The 21418-nt window shown below is 45.4% G+C and carries 21 protein-coding genes; 6 read left to right on the top strand and 15 right to left on the bottom strand.

The features are described 5' to 3' along the window. Positions 1-57 precede the first annotated feature (57 nt). Positions 58-774, top strand: a complete 717-nt coding sequence (locus GFS24_RS14760; RefSeq protein WP_153660456.1) for an outer membrane beta-barrel protein — start codon at positions 58-60, stop codon at positions 772-774. 204 nt (positions 775-978) lie between these two features. Here GFS24_RS14760 and metF read toward each other — a convergent pair whose 3' ends face one another. Beyond that, a complete protein-coding gene (gene metF / locus GFS24_RS14755; RefSeq protein WP_153660454.1) occupies positions 979-1932 on the bottom strand; it encodes a methylenetetrahydrofolate reductase [NAD(P)H] in 954 nt (317 codons plus the stop codon). A 147-nt stretch (positions 1933-2079) separates the two neighbouring features. Between metF and lptB the strand changes: the two genes are divergently transcribed. Genes lptB through fabG form a run of 3 tightly spaced genes read left to right on the top strand, consistent with a single transcriptional unit; the run spans position 2080 to position 5176 of the window. Then, complete coding sequence (gene lptB / locus GFS24_RS14750; protein ID WP_153660452.1) at positions 2080-2841, top strand: LPS export ABC transporter ATP-binding protein; 762 nt, start codon at positions 2080-2082, stop codon at positions 2839-2841. A gap of 30 nt (positions 2842-2871) precedes the next feature. Further along, positions 2872-4395, top strand: coding sequence for a GH3 auxin-responsive promoter family protein (locus GFS24_RS14745; protein WP_153660450.1), 1524 nt, complete (start codon positions 2872-2874; stop codon positions 4393-4395). 31 nt (positions 4396-4426) lie between these two features. Beyond that, positions 4427-5176 carry a 3-oxoacyl-[acyl-carrier-protein] reductase gene (gene fabG, locus GFS24_RS14740; RefSeq protein WP_153660448.1) on the top strand — a complete coding sequence of 250 codons (750 nt, stop codon included), beginning with the start codon at positions 4427-4429 and terminating at the stop codon, positions 5174-5176. A gap of 148 nt (positions 5177-5324) precedes the next feature. Here fabG and GFS24_RS14735 read toward each other — a convergent pair whose 3' ends face one another. Next, entirely contained in the window at positions 5325-6203 is an 879-nt protein-coding gene (locus GFS24_RS14735) for an SMP-30/gluconolactonase/LRE family protein (protein ID WP_153660446.1), read from the bottom strand. Between the two features lie 57 nt (positions 6204-6260). Between GFS24_RS14735 and GFS24_RS14730 the strand changes: the two genes are divergently transcribed. Then, positions 6261-7313, top strand: coding sequence for a nucleoid-associated protein (locus GFS24_RS14730; RefSeq protein WP_153660444.1), 1053 nt, complete (start codon positions 6261-6263; stop codon positions 7311-7313). Between the two features lie 600 nt (positions 7314-7913). Here the strand turns inward: GFS24_RS14730 and GFS24_RS14725 are convergent. From GFS24_RS14725 to GFS24_RS14685, 9 genes are all read right to left on the bottom strand, one after another. Next, a complete protein-coding gene (locus GFS24_RS14725; protein ID WP_153660442.1) occupies positions 7914-9350 on the bottom strand; it encodes a rhomboid family intramembrane serine protease in 1437 nt (478 codons plus the stop codon). A 66-nt stretch (positions 9351-9416) separates the two neighbouring features. After that, the gene (gene ricT / locus GFS24_RS14720; protein WP_153660440.1) at positions 9417-11093 is read right to left on the bottom strand and encodes a regulatory iron-sulfur-containing complex subunit RicT; all 1677 of its coding nucleotides are present in this window, start codon (positions 11091-11093) and stop codon (positions 9417-9419) included. Positions 11094-11221: 128 nt separating this feature from the next. Continuing rightward, complete coding sequence (locus GFS24_RS14715; protein WP_153660438.1) at positions 11222-12358, bottom strand: hypothetical protein; 1137 nt, start codon at positions 12356-12358, stop codon at positions 11222-11224. Between the two features lie 20 nt (positions 12359-12378). Next, positions 12379-12906: a hypothetical protein gene (locus GFS24_RS14710; protein ID WP_153660436.1), complete on the bottom strand. Its 528-nt coding sequence runs from the start codon at positions 12904-12906 to the stop codon at positions 12379-12381. A gap of 6 nt (positions 12907-12912) precedes the next feature. Then, positions 12913-13434, bottom strand: a complete 522-nt coding sequence (locus tag GFS24_RS14705; RefSeq protein WP_153660434.1) for a glutathione peroxidase — start codon at positions 13432-13434, stop codon at positions 12913-12915. Between the two features lie 89 nt (positions 13435-13523). After that, entirely contained in the window at positions 13524-14147 is a 624-nt protein-coding gene (recR, locus tag GFS24_RS14700; RefSeq protein WP_153660433.1) for a recombination mediator RecR, read from the bottom strand. Between the two features lie 28 nt (positions 14148-14175). Continuing rightward, positions 14176-15621: an Ig-like domain-containing domain gene (locus GFS24_RS14695; protein WP_153660431.1), complete on the bottom strand. Its 1446-nt coding sequence runs from the start codon at positions 15619-15621 to the stop codon at positions 14176-14178. A gap of 51 nt (positions 15622-15672) precedes the next feature. Further along, entirely contained in the window at positions 15673-17592 is a 1920-nt protein-coding gene (locus GFS24_RS14690; RefSeq protein WP_153660429.1) for a RecB family exonuclease, read from the bottom strand. Beyond that, entirely contained in the window at positions 17573-18688 is a 1116-nt protein-coding gene (locus GFS24_RS14685; protein ID WP_153660427.1) for a DUF3298 and DUF4163 domain-containing protein, read from the bottom strand. The genes GFS24_RS14690 and GFS24_RS14685 overlap by 20 nt, the downstream gene beginning before the upstream one ends. A gap of 66 nt (positions 18689-18754) precedes the next feature. Here GFS24_RS14685 and pdxH point away from each other — a divergent pair, with 66 nt between their 5' ends. Further along, positions 18755-19390 carry a pyridoxamine 5'-phosphate oxidase gene (gene pdxH / locus GFS24_RS14680; protein WP_153660425.1) on the top strand — a complete coding sequence of 212 codons (636 nt, stop codon included), beginning with the start codon at positions 18755-18757 and terminating at the stop codon, positions 19388-19390. Between the two features lie 66 nt (positions 19391-19456). Here the strand turns inward: pdxH and GFS24_RS14675 are convergent, their stop codons facing one another. The 4 genes from GFS24_RS14675 to GFS24_RS14660 form a co-directional block, all read right to left on the bottom strand. Then, positions 19457-19573: a 30S ribosomal protein THX gene (locus GFS24_RS14675; protein WP_153660423.1), complete on the bottom strand. Its 117-nt coding sequence runs from the start codon at positions 19571-19573 to the stop codon at positions 19457-19459. A gap of 130 nt (positions 19574-19703) precedes the next feature. Continuing rightward, positions 19704-19973 carry an HU family DNA-binding protein gene (locus GFS24_RS14670; RefSeq protein WP_074241463.1) on the bottom strand — a complete coding sequence of 90 codons (270 nt, stop codon included), beginning with the start codon at positions 19971-19973 and terminating at the stop codon, positions 19704-19706. Between the two features lie 296 nt (positions 19974-20269). Further along, complete coding sequence (locus GFS24_RS14665) at positions 20270-20572, bottom strand: DUF4286 family protein (RefSeq protein WP_153660421.1); 303 nt, start codon at positions 20570-20572, stop codon at positions 20270-20272. 2 nt (positions 20573-20574) lie between these two features. Next, entirely contained in the window at positions 20575-21336 is a 762-nt protein-coding gene (locus GFS24_RS14660) for an exodeoxyribonuclease III (RefSeq protein WP_153660419.1), read from the bottom strand. Between the last annotated feature and the right edge of the window lie 82 nt (positions 21337-21418).

Below are 21418 nucleotides of genomic sequence, written 5' to 3'. Positions count from 1 at the left end.
GAGCACTTTACTATCTCTATTTAGCAGCACGAGACCCCTATTTAAAAATCATATTTTATGAAAAGAACAGGTCTGCTGATCGTTTTTTTGACCTCATTATTATTCAATGTACAGGCACAGGTAAGCCTTGGCATCAGAACCGGCTATACAGCTGCGAACATGGAAATTTCAGGAGACGTGCGCAGCGAACTGGGAGATGTGAGCGGTGCCATGAAAACGTTCCATGGCTGGCATCTGGACCTGGTGATCAATATGCCCCTTGGTTATGACGGGTTTTACCTGCAACCGGTAATACGTTATATCACCAAAGGCACCAGCTTCCAGGGATCCCGGATACCTAAGGCAGAATTGACAGGCGTGTACATTCCTACCGGCAGCCAGATGAAACTGAACTACCTGGAGTTGCCGTTTAATATCATATATAAGTGTCCGTTAGGCGTTGGAAGTATTACAGGAGGCTTTGGTCCTTATGTGGGGTATGGTTTGCAGGGCCGTTATGATTTTGATATTATGCAAAACGGGCGCAGCGTTACACAGAATTCAAAGCAGGTACAATTTTCCCGCAGGGAAGATAATAACCTGGCTGTAGTGAGGATGTATCCCTGGGATGCCGGCGCCAACTTTACACTGGGTTATGAATTTGATAACGGTTTAATGTTAAGCGCCAACTATAGCATGGGGCTTACAGATATTGACCGGATAGCCAGGATGAGTACCAAGAACAAGTACCTGGGTGTAAGCGTGGGCTTTTTATTCAACCGGGAAGATTACTGATCTGATCTGTAAAACGATATTCATAAAAGAAGCCGTCCATATGGGCGGCTTCTTTTTTTATTCTTTACCGTGGGGGTAAAACTATTTGCCCACGTCTTACTATCAGCAATACATCACCAATAAGTTTTTTAACAAAAACAAAAGGTGTGACAGTTATAGGGAAAAAAGGCCATCGCGTATCTACGTAGTGGCTATTTTTTTTACCTACATGATCGTTTCTACTACTTTACGCACCACATGCGGTTTGCCGAGGGTGTAGTAATGTAATACAGGAGAACCGGCAGCTTTCAATTCCTTTGACTGTTGGATCAACCATTCTGTACCTACCAGTTCCACATCTTTATCTGTTTTGCACTTATTCACTTCTGTGTACAGGTCTTCCGGCATATCCACATGGAAAGTACGAGGCAATATGGTCATTTGTTTCTTTGTGGTCAAAGGTTTCAGACCTGGAATGATGGGGATAGTGATCCCTGCTTCCCGGCATTTTGCCACAAAGTCGAAATACTTTTTATTATCGAAGAACATCTGGGTAACGATGTAATCTGCGCCGGCTTCTACTTTGCGCTGGAGGTACATCATATCTGTTTGCATGTTCGGTGCTTCGAAATGTTTTTCCGGATAGGCAGCAACGCCGATGCAGAATTTGGTTTTGAGGCCTCCCATGAGGTCTTCTTCCAGGTAAATACCATTATTCATCTGTACTACCTGATGGAGGAGATCGATTGCGTAACGGTGACCATTTGGATGTGCTTCAAAGAAGGTTTCGTTCTTTGGGGCATCTCCGCGGAGCACCAGTACATTGTCTATTCCCAGGAAATTCAGGTCTATGAGGGCATTTTCTGTTTCTTCTTTGCTGAAACCGCCGCAGATAAGGTGCGGAACTGCATCTACCTGGTAGTGGTTCATGATAGCGGCACAAATACCAACTGTGCCGGGGCGTTTGCGGATCTCTACTTTATCAAAAGAGCCATCAGCACGCTTTTTGAACATATGTTCACTGCGGTGATAAGTAACGTTGATGAAAGATGGTTTGAATTCCATCAGGGGGTCGAGGTGGTCGTATATGGATTCAATACTTTTCCCTTTCAGGGGCGGCAATATCTCAAATGAGATCAATGTATCTTTTGCCTGGGAAATATGTTCAGTAACTTTCATATTTTGAAGCGGTAATTATAAAACCACGCAAAGATATTATTTAGGATACTAATTAACTAATAGCCAATAAATGGTTAAAAATTTGTATCTATCGGGCGAATCCGTGGTTCATGCCCCTATTTTACTATTTTTGCTCAGATTCAGTTTATGGCGCTAAGAATACATACACAACAATTAGTTAAGAGATACCGGGCAAGGACCGTGGTAAATCACGTATCTGTGGAAGTTACGCAGGGAGAGATCGTTGGGCTGCTGGGGCCTAACGGAGCGGGAAAGACCACTACCTTTTATATGGTAGTAGGGCTTATCAAACCGGATGAGGGAGAGGTTTTTCTGAATGATCAGAACATCACCAAACTGCCGATGTACAAAAGGGCGCAGATGGGAATTGGCTACCTGCCGCAGGAAGCCAGTATTTTCCGTAAGCTGAGTGTAGAGGATAATATTGCTGCCGTACTGGAAATGACGAAGCTGAACAAAGCGGAACAAAAAGAGAAACTGGAACAACTGCTGGAGGAATTCCGTTTACAACACGTGCGGAAAAGTCCGGGAGATGTACTCAGCGGGGGCGAACGCCGCAGGACGGAAATTGCCCGTGCCCTGGCTGTGGACCCTAAGTTCATCCTGCTGGATGAGCCTTTTGCAGGGATCGATCCTATTGCCGTGGAAGATATACAGGCCATTGTAGCTAAATTGAAATACAGGAACATTGGCATCCTGATCACGGACCACAACGTACAGGAAACCCTTTCCATTACAGACAGAGCCTATTTATTGTTTGAAGGCAAGATCCTCAAAGCCGGTACGGCGGAAGAACTGGCAGCAGATGAACAGGTAAGAAAAGTGTATCTTGGCCAAAATTTCGTACTTCGCAGGAAGGATTACCTGGACGAAGCTGCTAAACAATAACCACTATCACAACCCTAGTTAAAACCTGGTATGAAGATTTTAAGTCCAGCTTTATCACAATTGGCCAGAATACGTATGGGCCGTATTGAGCACTTTATGCAATATCCGCTGCAGGTACAGCAGCAGGTATTTCAGAATCTGCTTAGCGCTGCCCAGTACACGGAATTCGGCAAACAGTATGGCTTCTCCAATATTTTTAAGATAGACGAATTCAAACAACGCGTTCCTGTTCATAATTATGAATCCATTAAACCGTATATCCAGCGGGTGATGGAAGGGCAGCAGAATGTGATCTGGAACACTCCTATCAAGTGGTTCGCCAAATCGAGCGGCACCACAGCAGATAAAAGCAAATTCATTCCTGTTTCCATAGAAAGCCTGGACGATTGTCATTACCGCGCCGGGCGGGATGTACTTTCCCTTTATTATAATAACCTGCCGGAATCTGATGTGCTCACGGGCAAATCACTGGTGATCGGCGGAAGCCACCAGGTGAATAAACTGGCACCGGATAGTGACAGCTACTCCGGAGACCTTAGTGCCGTGATGTTGCAGAACATGCCTTTTTACGGGAACATGATCCGCACGCCGGACCTTTCCATTGCTTTAATGGATGAGTGGGAAGAAAAAATAGAACGCATGGCCAATGCGGTGATCCACGAAAATGTGACTTCCATTGCGGGAGTACCTACCTGGACGATCGTATTGATCAAACGGATATTTGAACTCACGGGTACAGACAACCTTGCGGATGTATGGCCTAATCTTGAGTTGTATATGCATGGTGGTGTGAGCTTCACGCCTTACCGGGAACAGTTTAAAAAACTGATCCGCAAACCGAACATGAATTACCTGGAATCCTATAATGCATCTGAAGGTTTCTTCGCTGCACAGGATATCATTGGAGAAGAAGGCCTGCTGCTGTTCCTGAACCATGGCATCTTCTATGAATTCATGCCGATGGAAGAATATGGCAAGGAATTCCCCAGAACACTGCAATTACATGAAGTGGAAATGGGAAAGAACTATGCTATTGTGATCAGTACAAATGGTGGCCTCTGGCGTTATCTCGTTGGCGATACGGTTCAGTTTGTGTCCCTGGCCCCTTACCGCATCCGTGTAAGCGGACGTACTAAATCTTTCATCAATGCGTTTGGGGAAGAACTGATCGTAGACAATACGGATAAAGCCATCGGGAGGGCCTGTGAAGTGACCGGGGCCATCGTGAATGACTATACGGCCGCGCCCATTTATTTCAGCGATAAAGGAAATGGCGGGCATGAGTGGCTGATTGAATTTGAAACACAGCCGGCAAACCTGGAAGAGTTTATCAACGTATTAGACAATACGCTTAAGACGATCAATTCCGATTACGAGGCTAAACGCCATAAGGATATGGCATTACAACGCCCGACAGTGCGGGTAATGGCCCAGGGCTGTTTTACGGAATGGCTGAAAAGCAAAGGAAAACTGGGTGGGCAGCATAAAGTTCCACGTCTCAATAACGAGCGGCATTTATTGGAGGAGATCCTCCGGTTCGTAGAAAAACACTAATTCAAACTAAAGCTAAAACCTATCTGTTAAAATGAAATTACTCAACAACAAAGTAGCCATCGTAACTGGAGCAAGCCGTGGGATCGGAGAAGCGATCGCACTTAAATTTGCGGATGAAGGAGCAAATGTTGCGTTTACGTATGTGAGCTCTGATGAGAAAGCCAAAGCCCTGGAAGCTAAACTGATCGCAAAAGGTGTAAAAGCCAAAGCCTATAAAAGTAATGCCGGTGTATTCGAAGAATGCGAAGCACTGGTTACTGATGTGTTGAAGGAATTTGGTACGGTGGATATTTGTGTAAATAATGCCGGAATATCTAAAGACAACCTGCTGTTGCGCATGAGCGCTGAACAATGGGATGAAGTGATGGACATTAACCTGAAGAGCGTATTCAACATGACCAAGCTGGTGATGCGCCCGATGATGAAAGCGAAAAGCGGCAGCATCATTAATATGAGCTCTATCATTGGTATGAAAGGTAATGCCGGCCAGAGCAGTTATGCTGCCTCCAAAGCAGGCATCATCGGATTTTCAAAATCCATCGCCCAGGAGATAGGCAGCCGCAATATTCGTGTGAACGCAGTAGCGCCAGGTTTTGTGGAAACAGATATGACGCATTACCTGAAAGATGGAGAAGGTGCTAAAACTTATATGGATAAAATTCCTTTGGGTAAATTCGGTTCACCGGAAGACATCGCAAATGTTTGCCTCTTCCTGGCATCTGATCTGAGCGGTTATGTGACCGGGCAGGTGATCAGTGTTTGTGGTGGATTGAACACATAAGATCTTTTTATATAATTGGGAAAGGCTGACCACATGGTCAGCCTTTTTTATTGATATTATATTCACCTATAGCGGTAGCGAAGGAATGTAAAACACGTATCGAACCCGTGGTAAACAAATGATGTTTCTTCGCCTTGCTAAAATAGTATCAGAACTTCTTACCGGGGATCTCTACGCGGAAGGTTTCCATGCATTTTCTGTCCTGCAGGGTAACGAAAACGGTTTTGCCGTCTTTGCCGCCGAACACGAGGTTGCTGGTGGATTTTCCTTTCATCTGGATTTCGCGGATGAGTTCGCCGGCAGGGCTGAGCACGGCTATGGATCCTTTGCCGTAGCGGGTTACATACAGATTGCCGGCTTTATCGCATTTCATGCCATCAAAGCCATGGTCCGGAAATTCCGCGAAGAGGGTTTTATTGGAGATGTTGCCTTTGGTGTCCACATCGAACTTCCATATTTTCCGCTGCACGCTTTCATTCACATACAGTATTTTTTCGTTCGGGCTTAATTCAATGCCATTGGTGGTTCCCATATCGCCAGCTGCCAACACCATTTTTCCTCCCGGATCTATTCGCCAGATCTGACCGGTCTGGTTTTGCCAGTTAGGGTCTGAGGCAAATAGCTGGTCCTTTTTATTGATGCAGAGATCATTGGGCTGATTGAACTTTGAAGAGTGTACATACACACTTACTTTCTTGGAAGGCATGGCTACTTCGAGTACATTGTGGCCTTTGAAATCTGCCAGGTACATATTGCCTTTGCTGTTGAACTGAATGCTGTTGGCGATACTGGTATCCGGCAGCACTACAAAGATCTCTCCTTTTCCGCTGGTGGAATTGATCTTGCCGATCACGCCGTCTTTGATAAAATTCACGACGTACAGGTTACCGGCTTTGTCGAAATTGGGGCCTTCAATGTTGGAGGAGAACATATTTTCAGGGGTCAGGTCTTTAGCGGTGTAAAGTGGTTCCTGTGCGAAACAGGCCATGCTAAAGAGTAGGCAGAGGGGGGAGAGTATGCGTTTCATACCTTTAAATTAAATTTTTTAGCGTAAAAGTACAAATGCGCCTAATTTGCAGCCCGTATGATTCATGTATCTGATATAAAAGACCTGGAAAGACTCACCATTCATAAGGTGGGCAATGCAACGAATGAAGATCCGCTGATCCTCTCCAAACAGCCACTGGAGCTGACGGACGAAACTATCGGCACGCTGCTGCTGAGTTATTTCATTCAGCCGTTCACCAATAATGCGGAGTATTTCAGGTTCACCCATGAAGCAGACCTGCATCTGAATGAGGTTTTCAAGTATTGCAGCCTGATCTTTGAAAACAAGGATAACTTCCAGGAGCAGTCTGAAAACATCGCGAAACATCTTTATAAACATTCCACGCATCCTAAGATCAAAGGGGGAGAATTGTACATCGTTCATTTTTCCAAATGCCAGGTGGATGGGGAAGAAGTGGAAGCGATCGGCATCTTCAAATCGGAGAACAGGGATACTTACCTGAAAGTATATCTCAGTAATGAGAACTACGAAGTGAATTATGACGACGGGATCAATATCAATAAACTGGATAAAGGTTGTCTTGTTTTTAATGTTGAACAGGAAGAAGGATATAAAGTAAGTATTGTAGACAGTATCAGTAAACAGAATGAAGCGGTTTACTGGAAAGATGCTTTCCTGCAGGTGCAACGGAGGGAAGATAGTTATCATCAGACGGAAACGATGGTGAGTATTTGCCAGCAGTTCATCCAGAAAAAACTACCGGAAGAATTTGAGATGAACCGGGTAGATCAGATTGAATTGTTGAATAAATCTGCGGCCTATTTTAAAGATAAGGAGCAATTCCAGCTGAATGAATTTGCGGAAGAAGTGCTGGGACATCCTGATGCGGTGGATGCATTTAAGAATTACCGGGAGCATTTCAGGGAAGAATTTAAACTGGATGTGCCGGATGAATTTGACATTTCCGGTGCGGCTGTAAAGAAGCAGCAGCGGGTGTTTAAGAGTATTTTAAAACTGGACAGGAATTTTCATGTGTATATTCATGGTAACCGGGAGATGATTGAAAGGGGATATGATGAGGAAAGGACGATGCATTTTTATAAGCTGTATTTTGAGGAGGAGAAGTAGAGGGTTTTTGTTTAGAGAGAGGCGGGTTGTTTTTTGTGAGTGATTTTTTGAATACAGCCGGCGGCTGTATTTGATTGTTTTTTAAAATAACGGTCAGGGTTGTTTTGAAGAATGTTTTTGAATGCAGCCGTAGGCTGCATTCAATGTTTTTTAGGAATAAAGTCCAGGGTTGTTTTTGCGAATGCTTTTTAAAATAAAGGCTTAGATTGTTTTTGAATACAGCCTACAGCTGCATTGAATGTTCTTTAGGAATAAAGTCCAGGGTTGTTTTTGCGAATGCTTTTTAAAATAAAGGCTTAGATTGTTTTTGAATACAGCCTACAGCTGCATTGAATGTTCTTTAGGAATAAAGTCCAGGGTTGTTTTTGCGAATGCTTTTTAAAATAAAGGCTTAGATTGTTTTTGAATACAGCCTACAGCTGCATTGAATGTTCTTTAGGAATAAAGTCCAGGATTGTTTTTGCGAATGCTTTTTAAAATAAAGGCTTAGATTGTTTTTGAATACAGCCTACGGCGGCATTGAATGGGTTTTTAGAATAAAGCCTGCAGTTGCTTTTGTGAATGCTTTTTTGAAGAACACTTTTTAAAAAAAAGCCCCCCTTAATCTCCCAGCTGCTTTTGCATCCTGCTCAGTTCATGAATAGCTTCGAGGATCTCTTTATCATACCTGTTCTTCCCTTCTTCCAAAGTTTTATAACTGTAATTATACATGCTCTTTTGTGTAGTGATCAGCCTGCGCAATAACTTATTATGATTGCGGGAATCCGCGCTGAGAGACAACTGATCGATCTCATCCATGATGCGCAGATTTTCATTCATGTAATAAATACCATAATCCTTCAGCAGTTTTTTGCGCTCCTCTCCGGAATGCTGATTGTTGTATACTACGGCTGCGAGCACAAAGTTCTCATCCATCTTTTCCAACTTTTCGATATAGATATTTACATCTCTGGGCAGCATGAACCAGATGCCAATGAATAAGGAAGTCATCAAACCAGCTACCCAAACCGTGCGGGTTTGCATGTTGGGGTAAATTCCCAGGGCCAGGACAGCACCAGTTAGTAACCCCCCAATATGCCAGGCATGATCAAAATTGTCCGCAAAGAAAACGGCAGAAAAACTAAAAACAAGATAGATACCGATGCTTATCAGCAGGGCTTTCCGTTCGCCCGGTTGCAGAAAACGATGCAACAGGAGTGTGAGGATAAATCCAAACAATCCGAAAACGGCTCCGGAGGCTCCTACGGAAACAAGTCTGTCGTGCCACCATAAACTGGCGATACCTCCTCCGATACCACAAAGCAAATAGATGAGCAGGAAGCGCCATCTGCCCAGAAGCGATTCCAGGTAAATGCCACAGACCATGAGGCCATACATGTTAAAGAACAGGTGTAATACATCTGCATGTAGAAAGTTAGCCGTGAGCAGGCGCCATGGTTGTCCGAAAAGCGTGAGGGGTTTATAATTTGCGCCTACATCCAACAATGCCTGTGGTGAAATCGTCCACCAGGTGCTTTCCGGGAAAAGCCATTTATTGGTGAGGAGCAGGAATATTAATACTTGCAGGGTGATCAGGATGGGAGTGATGAAGTATCCCTTTACAGGGCGGAATACATTCATGAAGCCACTTACGATCCGGGTATTATGGGTAAGGTGAACGAAATCTTCTTTCCGGTCCAATTGCACTTTTCTTTCTTCGTATTGTGCTGCCAGTTGTTCTGTGGAGGTATTAGCATTGATAAGGTCCATTTCTTTCAGCAGGCGCCGGATGTTCTGGCGGTTCCTGAAAAAATCCAATACCTGTACACCGGTGGATACGCTGAAAAGTTCGAGACCTTCTTCCGTGATCCGGATACTTACCTGTTCATTCCAGGAGCGGAGGCTGAAATTTGTAAAGGCGGTGAGGCTGTCTGGCGTAACGGTGCTGATCTCCCAATTCATTTTTTCAACAGCCATCCAGGCAATCATCAGCTGTTCAGCGGATGTGCGGTTTTCTAGGTCGTAGGTGGTTCCATATCTGGGAGGAAATCCGATCATTATGGCTAATATACGTAGAGACGCAATATTGCGTCTCTACTATATAATACGTGCAGTAAATACTATTTATTGTTTGTCGTCCGGTTTACGAGGGGGACGATTTCTGTGCCGGTTGTTACCACCTTGACCGCCAGGGTTTTGTGGTTTTTGACCTTCCCGATTTTCCCGGTTGGGATCTTTGGGTTTTCCGGGTTCATTTCCGCCGCGGTTTTCAGGGCGGGGTTTCTGATCCGGTCTTGGCGGACGGTTTTCATTGCTGCGCGGCTGACCTTGCGGGTTGCGTGGCTGGCCCTGATTTCCTCCCTGCTGGCCTTGTGGTTGACGGCTTTCGCCACCACGCTGCTGTTGTGGCTGACCCTGACCGCGGTTTTCACCTCCACCCTGGCCTTGCTGTTGACGACTTTCGCCACCACGTTGCTGTTGGCCCTGGCCACGGTTTTCACCTCCCCGGTTTTCACCGCGGGGCCTTTGATCAGGACGCGGGCCTCTTGGCTGATCGGGTTTTTGTTCTCCCTTAGGGCGTTGATCTCTTTGCGGACGGGCTTGTTGTGGCTGACCCTGTCCTTGCGGAGCACCTTTAGGTTTGATATCCTTCCCTTCTTTTTGTTTACTATCCCGGCTCTTTTGTTTGCGTTTCTGAGATGCTTTTTCCAGGGAGCGCAAGCTGATCTGGCCTACCACATCTGCAAACCCAAGGTCCGCTTCGACATCTGGTTTGGTGCTAACCACTTCCACGGGTTTCAGTTCTTCTGCCTTGATGCCCTGTTTGTTCATCTGGCGGATCTCTTTCACGCGGGTAATGGTGAGCGGGTATTGTTTGGCGCTGGCGCTGTCAAAAGAATACCACATGAGGCTTTTGAAGATATCCCGCTTTTGCAGGGTCGCATTGCCGTTGGTGGTTTCTATCACATCGCAGTCATCCGGGAAATCTTTCAGGGCATCGAGGTAAGTATCCAGCTCATAGTTGAGGCAGCATTTGAGGCGGCCGCATTGACCGGATAATTTGGCCTGATTGATGGAAAGGTTCTGGTAACGTGCAGCGGTAGTGTTAACTGATTTAAAGTCTGTGAGCCAGGTAGAGCAGCAAAGCTCCCGGCCGCAACTACCGATACCACCTACTTTTCCAGCTTCCTGGCGGGCACCGATCTGGCGCATTTCCACCTTCACCCGGAATTCGGAGGCATACATTTTAATCAATTCACGGAAATCCACACGGTCGTCTGCCGTATAGAAGAAGGTGGCTTTTCGGCCATCGGCCTGAATTTCCACTTCGGCCAGTTTCATTTCCAGGCCAATACTACGGGCAATTACCCGGGCTTTGATCAAAGCTTCCGGTTCGCGTCCTTTGTTTTCGGACATGCGATGTAAGTCGTCTGTAGATGCACGGCGCAGCAGTTTTTTCACTTCGGGGGTATCTTCCACCCGTCGTTTTTTCATCTGCAACCTTACCAGTTCCCCGGTGAGGCTTACCGTACCAACGTCGAACCCGCTGATCCCTTCTACTGACACCATGTCTCCTTTATCGAAGATCTGTTTGGTGGAATTGCGGAAGAAATCCTTGCGACTGCCGTTATTAAAACTAACTTCTATGATGTCAAATGGTGCTAAACTATCACTCAAGGGTATATTGGACAGCCAGTCAAAAACGTTTAATCTGTTACATCCTCCTGTACTGCATCCTCCATTACTCTTGCATCCCGACGGCTTCCCATCCACACCCGTACCACATCCGGCACAAGCCATATATTACGGTTTATAATATTAAGAAATAATTATCCCTGCATTCTCAGGTCACTAAAAGTACATATTTACTTCCAGAATCTAAAGACGTATAGGGAATTAAGGCCAAAGGTAAGGTAAATTGTTGACAGCTATACCGGAAGGGGCCTTCCCTTAAATACATATTGAAGGCGGATAGACAGTGCATGGAAGAGGATCTTGCCGTTAGCATTCCTTTCTATATGATAATAAGCATTGTCCAGTTCATCCATCAGCTGCTGCATTTGCCCCAGGTTGGCGAGCTTTTTCAGCTTTTCCGCAAAGTCTACTTCCTCATCGGAGAAGGCCAGCTGGCTTTTATCCATGTATTGCACGCGGAGGCTATGTTCCAGCACATTGATGAAATACCGGATGAATTGCTTCTGGTTTTCCCGGCCCATTTTAGGGCTGGAAATATGATCCACCCATTCCTGCAACCCGGCCCTGTTTTGCATGAAAATGCAGTTGAGCCAGTTGCGCAACAATTCGTGGTAATCATTATCGTTGTGTTGCAGTAGTTGCAGGGCTTCCCTATAATTACCGGAAGCAATGGTAGCAATCTGGCGGGCACGGGGTTCCGGGGCCTGGTTCCTTTCCACCAAAGCTTTTACTACTTCTGCTTTTGATAATGGATTGATCTTGATCAGCTGTGTGCGGGAAAGAATAGTGGCCAGGATCTGTTCCTGGTTTTCCGCCACGAGGATAAAAACGGTATTCTGAGGAGGTTCCTCTATGAGTTTCAACAGCCGGTTCCCTTCATTGCCGAGATATTCCGGCATCCACATGAAGAGGATCTTATAAGGACTTTCAAAACTTTTGAGGTTGAGCTTCCGGATAATGTCACTGCATTCATGCGCTGTGATATTACCCTGTTTGTTTTCTGCGCCAATAAATTGCAGCCAGTCGTACGCATTACCATAAGGCTGTTGGGCAATAAATTCCCTCCACTCCGCGGCATAGTCTGTACTGATGGGTTTATCCCCTGGTTTGCGGGGGATCACGGGATAAGAGAAATGGATATCCGGATGAATATATTGAGCGGCTTTTTTACAGGCCTGGCATTGGCCGCAGGCATCTTGTTCCTGGCGGTCTTCACAAACGAGGTATTGTGCAAAGGCTAACCCCACAGGTAATCCTCCCGCGCCTTCCGGCGCCAGCATAATCATAGCATGACTGAGGCGGTTATTTTGAACAGCATGCAATAACTGATGCCGTGCAGCATCCTGCCCGATGATCTGAGAAAAGTACATGGGCGTAAAAATACTTCATATTATTTGATGGAAAGAAAACACACTTTGGTAAATGCGCCACTTATTTTTAAAACGGGGCTGGTGGTTTGAATATAGTAGTTCCCTGTAAGGTTCTTGTTGTCCGGATCTATTTCTGTGATGGTGAAGGCGGCTGAATCTGTTTTTAAGAATTTGTAGTCCTGGCCAATTTTAACACCTACCAGTACTAACCCTGTGGTATCCTGCCCGGTTTTGCGGGAGTAGGAATAGGTTTTTACTTTTAAACTGTCAGAAAGCAGCTGGATCTCGTTGTTGTAAGCGCCATCCTTTATGTTCATCACTACTTTCATGGTATCCACGAAAGCCTCCAGGCTCAATACCTTAAAGCTTCCGGTGCGGAGCAATGTGGAACTGAGGATTTTCATGGGGACTATTTGGTTATCAACCCTGAGGTCGATCGCCGCTTTTTCACAATTGAGCAGTTCTGCGGCGTTATAATCTTTACAGGCAGGCATAAAAAAGAATCCGCAGCAAATTACTGCGAGGCTGTTCATTAGGTGTTTGGTCATTGACGTTTATTTTTCGATCGCTGCGATCACTTCGGGCGATGTGGGGGAAGTACGCGGTTTGAATACAGCTACTAATTCGCCTTTTTCATCCAGCAGGTACTTTTGAAAATTCCATTGTACTTCTTCCGGTTCGAATTGTTTCTTTTTGCTTTCAGCCAGCAGATATTGATAAAGAGGGTGGATATCGGATCCCTTTACAGAAATTTTTGCTGCCATTGGAAAAGTTACTGCATACTCTTTTGTACAAAAAGCTTTGATCTCTGCATTGGAGCCTGGTTCCTGACCACCGAAATTATTTGCGGGGAAGCCAATGATCACCAGTTTGTTCTTATATTTTTTAGCGAGTTTTTCCAGTTCAGCATACTGAGGAGTGTTGCCGCACATAGAAGCGGTGTTTACCACCATGATCTTTTTTCCTTTGTATTTGGAAAAATCTATTTTTCCGCCATCCAGGGCGTCTACTTTAAAGTCGTAGATATTGCCGAATGCTAAAGAAAAGAAAGCGGAGAGGAGCATTAATTTGAACATGTGTATAATGTTTTCAGGATCAGCTATATGATAACCTGTATAAAGTTAGTTAACCTCCGGGAAAAATCCATGTTAATCTAAGGTGAAGGCTATTTTCCCTGTTGGAGGTAGTTTTCGAGTGGTAAGCGGTTGGTAAGAGAACGGGCCAGCGTCATTTCATCTGCATATTCCAACTCTCCCCCAAAAGAGATACCACGGGCAATAGTGGTGATCTTTACGGGGCTTTCCTTCAGTTTTTTAGAGAGGTAATATATAGTGGTGTCTCCTTCAATAGTAGGGCTCAGGGCCATGATCACCTCTTCTATGTTCTGTGCTTTCACTCTTTCAACAAGTGTATGGATGTTCAGCTGGTCCGGCCCGATACCGTCTATGGGAGAAATGATCCCGCCGAGCACATGGTAAACTCCGTTGAACTGCTGTGTGTTTTCTATGGCTATCACGTCCCGGATGCTTTCCACCACACATACTGTATGATTATGGCGGGCAGGGCTGGCGCAGATGCTACAGGTATCGTCGTCAGAAACATTATGGCATTGTTTGCAGAACTTGATCTGCCGCCGCATGCGGGCGATGGTTTCGGAAAACAGTTCTACCTGTGCAGTATCTTGTTTAAGCAGATGGAGTACCAGCCGGAGGGCTGTTTTCTTACCCACACCGGGTAACCGGGCAAATTCATTAACAGCATTTTCAATTAATGCGGAAGAGAAGATCATACTGCAAAAATACGGATTATACCTGTGGTTAGAGTTTCACCGTGGGGGACAAGGTCCAGTTCTTTTTGACGACCAGGTTTTCTTTGTACGGGAACACCTTCTCCGGTTGTTTCTTCGGTTTGCCATAATAAACACCCGTATCCCAGATCCCGTTCCGGTTTTCATCTACCAGCACCCTGATCTCATATTCTCCGGGTTGCACTAATCCTCTTTCCCATTTGCCGTTCTTAATAACGCCCTGGTATTTGATCTCTTTATTGGAAACCAGCTGTACCACAAACTGGTAGGCGGTATCCGCTGGCAGTACCAGGTGGGCACTGTCTCCTACAGTGAGGGATAATTTAATGATGCCGTAATCGTCAATACTTTTAGCCTCGAAAGCAATGGTATCTGCTTTCAACGTGGTAATGCCGGCAGTATCTGTTGCAAATCCTTCCGGGAGGATCAGCTGATAGGGCTTTCCGGGTTTCCAGTTATAGGCCATTTTGTATTTTTTGGAAGTGGTATCTGCTACGTGCAGGGTAAAGGGTACCTGTTTGTGTGTGGTATCTTCCAGCAACAGTATTTTGGCGGTATCCAGTGTTTTAAGGGGGTAATTAAAAACGAGGGAGAGGGAATCTCCGAGTTCCTGTTTGCCTCCATTGAGTTCCGCAGCAGCCAGCAACTTAGGTTTCTTCGGCTGTTTCGGCGGTGGCGGTGGTTCTCCCTGTGGTTGTTCTTCTTCTGCTTTTACAGTATCAATTTCACTAAAGAGGGCCATGTTCACGTTCGCCAGATTTTCTTTCAGTTCAATCGGCTCATCCGCAAAAGCGATCATTTCCTTTTTGGAAGTATATTGAAAATCCCGGTCTTCTTCTTTAATAGCAAAGATGCGATAGGTGCCGGGTTTGATATTCTTAAAACGATAGGTGCCATCTCCTTTGGTTTTGGCGAGGTAGAGTGGTTTCTCTTTTGATACGGCGGAATCCTCCATGTTGGAATACAGCATAACGGCTACGTTACTATCCACCCTGCCGGTTTCTGCGATCAGCAGTTTTCCGGTGACCTGCAAAGAATCGAGGTAAGTGCCGGTAGACACTACATACTGAAAATCTTCGATGGGGTTGCGCTCATTCACATCTTTTACGGCATCGCCGAAATTGAATGTGTAAGTGGTATTGGGCTGCAGGGAGTCTTTGATCAGCAAGGTGATGGTCCGCAACTTGGCAGTTACCGTGGGCGTACGTTTCAGGGTAGGGGAAACGATCATTTTTTCGATCACATTATCCAGCTCCACGAATTCATTAAAATGGAAAACCACACTCTGACTTTTAAAGTTCAGTGTAGAATCCTCCGGATTAACGGATATGAGCCTGGGTGCCAGGGTATCCCTGGAACCGCCGCCCGGAGGCACAATGTTAGCGCATTGGGTAAAAAAGCTGCACAAAGCCAATACGATCAGTGAGCCAAACAAGCCCCGGAAGTTCTGATTCATGTTTTCTAACCTGAAAATTAAATTATTTGCAAACTTACTGTTTGTTGTCCATTATTCTTGTTCTTCCTCCCCGGGCAATGTATGTAAGGCCACCTGGAGGTGGTTGTCCTTTACAAAATTGCACCATTCGCAATACGGTTTCCCGCATCCGGTATAGAAATCCCTTTGTTGGATCCGTTCCCAGCTTTCCTTGATCTGCTGGGTGACGGTGGTAATATCTGCCGGCGTGATATTGATCTTTTCCTTAAAATATTCCCCGTTACGGCCGGGCTCTATGAAATCAAATTCTGTGCTAACTACCTGCCAATTCTTCTGTTTATAATTATCTAACAAAACTTTATAGAATACACCCTGCCGCCAGTAGTCGCCACCCTCCGGTAAGTTTTCTTCCGGGGGCGCAAACTTCTTCCAGTCCCGCTTCGTTTTTTCATAATCTCCCGTTTTGTAATCCACGATGTTTACCCGGTTGCCGTCAAATTCCAGCTTATCTATTTTTCCTTTCACCGGCACCCCGTTGATGAAGACGTTCCGGATAGTGCGCTCCACACTTACAATGGGGTTCCATTCATGAATATACCGGTCGTAATAACTGCTTAAGATCCGGTGGCCATATTCCATCCTTCTTTCAAAAGCTTCTGTGGTAAAGGAAATACGGTTACTCTTCATATAGGCATTGAAATCTTCCAGGAATATTTCTTTGGAAGGAAACGCATCCGCCAGCTGCATTTTCTGGAAGAGTTTTTCCAACGCAAAGTGAGCGGCAGAGCCGAACGCGAGGTTTTCCTTTCTGCCCATCGGGGCTTTGATGAGTTGCTGATAAAAGAAAGCCAGGGGGCAGCGGAGATAATTATTGAGGATCGTGGCGCTCATCGCGAAGTCCTTCAGCAAAGGGTCTATGAAGAGCGGATCCATCTTTTCAATTTCGGGGGCCTGGTTGAGTGGCTTTTGTTTTGAGAGAAAGAATACGTGGGTGGTTTTTATTTTTCCTATGTTGGGGAGCTTTTTGATGAGGTCTACACTTTCCATTAATGCCGGCAGCGTGAGACCCGGATTGTGACGAATTTCTTCTTTTAAAACCTCCGGTGTTCCGGGGATTGTTTCTAATAATTCCGGCAGCGGCAGCAACATCCATTTTTCCAGCAGGGAGCTTAACTGAAGGGCGTTTTCATCCGGCCCGGTTGAGAACAAAGAAGGAATGCGGGGTTGTTGCAGAAACGCACGGATAGATGTTTTCTGATCTGCCGCCTGCCTGCAGATCTTTGCTGCTTCAACAGGAGGGATCTTGAAATGATCATCATGCATGATCTCAAAAAGGAGGTCTTCCCCGCTGGTGGGAATTTCTTGTTCCGCAGCAATGTACCGCAAAATGTTAAGTGCCTGGCGAGGTTGCGGGGGACGATCCTGGCTGATGATTGTTATCTCTTCATTTTTGGCGCCCAGCTGTTCTATTTTCTCTTCAATGGCGTGCATCTCCATCTGCGGGGTTTCCATCCTGGCTTCCAGTAATTGTGTCAGCCGGTTTGGTGTGCCTGTGGCGTATAACAGCCGTTCTCTATATTGAAAAAGGAGTTCCGGGTTTTGCTCAAAAGCCGTGATCACCCAGCTGACCATATCATCTGTATCATATTTGCCGGCATTCTGCATCATTTGCTGAAAAGTGCTGAACTGCGCGGCTCCGGGGGCATCCACTTCTTCTTTATTCCTTTTCATGAAAGAGAAAAGGCGGGCCAGCGGATGCAATTCTGCGTATACATCCCCGCGGTACCTTTTGAGTGGATTGTCGCTGGAAAACCCATCTATCAGGGCTTTGAGCAAACGGATCTTTTCCAGTGGTGAAATAAGCGTGTCGCTATTGTTATTAAAAAAAGCGGGATGATCCTGTATCACTTCTTCGCAAAAGGAATGGAGGGTATGAATAGTTATACCTGTAAATACGAGGATGGGTTCATCTTCAAGGAAGGTAAGCTTCATTAACAACTGTTTTCACATCCTCAAAGGGGATGAATAAAGTGATCTGACCTACGGCGTATGCCGCAATTTCATAAGGAGTATAATTAAACACCACCCCTTTATTTGTCAGGAAAAAATTATCGTTGGGCACAATGGTTTTGGAAAAGAGGAATTGTTTATCCAGCGGCTCATTGGCGGGGAGTTTGTACTTTTTGCGGAAGGACTTTGCCAGCGCAGAACTTAGCGCGGTTTTGTAGCCCGGTTTAAATACATCGTTCAGTGTAAGTTCCTTCTTTTTTGAAAGGTCTATTACATGGAATCCGCTGCCCCAGTTGCCATGCGCGCCGCCAGTATAGGAATAATCTGAATTCTCCAATACGAGTAAAGGATACTGGTTCCAAACAACACGTGTATCCGTTTGCGTATTCCAGTCCCAGATAGCGCCCAATGCATTGGAATCCGCATCGTCCCGGCTGTTTTTATAGAATTGCAGGAAAGTATCTACGGGTGCTTTCACCAGTAATTCCGGATCTTTTTCGCCTTTTGCATTATTGGAAGAAGCGGAAATCACTTGTTTGATGACGTTCAGTACAGTATCGTCTGCTCCACCCACTGGCCAGACAATACTGGCTGAGGCGATGCCCATGGGGGATTTCGGATTATTATAGAAGAGAGTAACAGAGTCGGAAAAAGTGAAAATATTGAATTGAACGGCCTGTGTATAATCTTCTTTCAGATCAAAATCATATTGCGCATCTGCACCTTTCCAGGTACCGGTAAAATGACCGTCTGCAGAGAGCTGGCCATTGAAAACATTGGGATTGTCCTCGCTGGAATATTCCAGGAGTGTGATCTTATTCCCGGAATCCGGTTGGTTGATCAGTTGAATGGGGATGCCCACTTTATCATAAAAATACCAGCCTTCGTATGCATGTTCCCGGGAACTGATCAGGTGCATGGTTACAGGTTGCCCTGCCAGCGTGCCTTTCAGTTGTTTATAGAAAGTGGTGACTGCCGTGGTAACGGTGGAATCTTTTTGTTCTACGGGCTTTTTGGGGGCTTGCTGACAAGCCACGAGCAAAACCACGGAAGCCAGTAAACAAAGGTGTTTTTTCATGGATGCTGATTTAAAGCTGATGTAAATTAGGGGATATATGCCTTAATTTTGTCAAAAAGTAACCAGATGATCAATCAAAAGATAGCAGATCTGCGGCTGGATTATAAGCTGGCCACGCTTAATGAGGAAGAGATGGCAGCAGGGCCGGTACAACAATTTGACCGCTGGTGGGTGGAAGTGATCCAGAGTGAACTGGATGAGCCCAATGCCATGACGCTGGCTACGAGTACGCCGGATGGCAAACCATCAGCCCGGATAGTGTTATTGAAAAGTTTTGACGAGGACGGTTTCCTGTTCTTTACAAATTATGAGAGCCGGAAGGGACATGAGTTGGCTGCTAATCCGCAGGTGACGTTGTTATTTTTCTGGAAAGAGCTGCAACGGCAGGTTCGTATAGAAGGTACCGTTAGCAAAGCTGCGGCAGCTATCAGTGATGAATATTTCAGTTCCAGGCCCGTTGGGAGCCAGATGGGAGCAATTGCTTCTCCGCAGAGCGAAGTGATTCCCGGCCGGTCATTCCTGGAAGAAAAGGTGAAAGCATTGGAAGGAAAAACATTAGAACGGCCGGAACATTGGGGCGGATATCTCGTAAAACCTTTGCAGATGGAGTTCTGGCAGGGAAGGAGCAGCCGGTTGCACGACCGGTTATTGTATACTTTAGGAGAAGATGGCAACTGGAAGATCAGCCGCCTGGCCCCTTAAACAATAAAGGGATTCCGGGTATTTGCAGGCAAATACCCGGAATCCCCTATATCTGGCAAAGATAAACTAGGCCTTAGGCTCCGCTTTAGGAGCAACGTTTTTCTTGGTTTTAGCCGGACGAACTTTACCAAAAGATCCTTTAGTGATCTTACCTTTCTTGGTTTTGATATCTCCTCTACCCATGATTTTAAATGTTTAATTGATGAATGATCTTTCACAAAAGTGCGCTTTTTCGGGCGTTTCTGCACTGCAAAAATAAAAAAAGCAAGAAACAAATAATGTTCCTTGCTTAAATAAGTTGGGTCGCCAACTCTTAGAGTTTGTCAGACAACGCTTTACCGGCTTTGAATTTAGCCACTTTTTTAGCTTTGATCTTGATGATCTGGCCGGTTTGGGGGTTTCTACCGTTACGTGCAGCACGTTTGGAAACAGAGAAAGTACCGAAACCAACTAAAGTTACTTTACCACCTTTTTTCAGGGTGTCAGCAACAGCTTTAGTGAAGGAATCCAAAGCATCGTTAGCTTGTGTTTTAGTAACGCCAGCATCTTTGGCGAGTTTGTCGATCAATTCGGCTTTGTTCATAGTTAGTTAAGATTTAACTAGTGAGAAAATGTTTGATGTGAGCAAATATAGCGCGTTTTATAAGATTACCAAATTTTTAAAACTTTTTTTTAGAGGCTGAAAAACCCTACAGGTAACGTTTACAGCTGATTGCAGGTAACAACGTATCAAATGAGCATATAGTATGCTCAGAACGAAACGCGCTACTGCATTGAGTTTTAATGCATCTGGCACTAAATCACGACCTTACTTCAACTATTGTACCAAAGCCTGAAGTGCCTGAAAATAGTGGATTTCCTGTGGATAAGTTTGATTATCTATACTACCTGCATCACCGTTCTGAAGGCTACAAACTGGTCTCCGAAAGCATCGAAAGCTTTTTGCCGAAGGGCCGGAGCCTGCTCCTGCAGATAAGTGTAGTAGTTTTCCAGGGTATCAGTGAAATACTGGACGGTATAAGTGGGGCCGTCGGAATCATCCTGTTCCAGCAAACGGGCCATCCGGTAATCGTGGAAAAGCCCTGTGGCCATGATCTCCGGGATATGTTCCTGCTTCATCCATTCCAGCCATCTGTCCTTGATCAGGGGGGAAACCTTAGAAGTTACATTATATATGATCATACTTATTTCAATTGAAGGTATACGGGACAGTGGTCTGAATGTTTTACCTGTTGCCAGATGGCGGCATCTGCAAGGCGGTCCTGTAATGGAGCGGTTACATTAATATAATCGATACGCCATCCTTTATTATTGTTACGTGCATTAGCGCGGAAGCTCCACCAGCTATATTGATCAGGTTCCGGATGGAACTTCCGGAAAGTATCCACAAAACCGTTATCGAACAATTTACTCATCCAGGCCCGTTCTTCCGGGAGGTAACCAGAGGAGTCTTTATTGGCCACCGGGTTATGTATATCGATGGGCATGTGTGCAATATTATAATCACCCACAACGACCAGGTTCGGCCTTTCCTTTCTTAATAACTGGAGGTACTCATAGAATTCATCCAGCCATTGGTACTTATAAGCTTGTCTTTCGTCGCCGGTGGTTCCGGAGGGGATGTATGTGTTAATAATGGTGATGTCGCCAAAATCGGCTCTTATCACTCTTCCTTCTGCATCACTTTGCATATAGCCATTCCCGTATTGCAGGAAGTCCGGTTTTGTTTTGGTGAGAATAGCCACGCCGCTGTACCCTTTTTTTTGCGCAGGGAACCAGTAATCCTGGTAGCCGAGTTGCTCAAATTGCTGGAAGTCTACATTATCCCGGTGTGCCTTTACTTCCTGGAGGCAGATGACATCCGCAGGGTTGGTTTTGAGCCATTCGGTAAATCCTTTAGTCATGGCAGAGCGGAGGCCATTAACATTATAGGTGACGATTCTCATGGTTAATAGTTTACGCAAAAGTAAGGATTCAGTATACACAAATAAAAAAGGCTGTCTTTGCAGACAACCTTTAAAAAACCGT

This window comes from Chitinophaga sp. SYP-B3965 (assembly GCF_009647655.1).
Lineage (GTDB): Bacteria > Bacteroidota > Bacteroidia > Chitinophagales > Chitinophagaceae > Chitinophaga.
The sequence above is the reverse complement of the archived record's forward strand: the minus strand, read 5'-3'. Positions and strand labels throughout refer to the sequence as shown.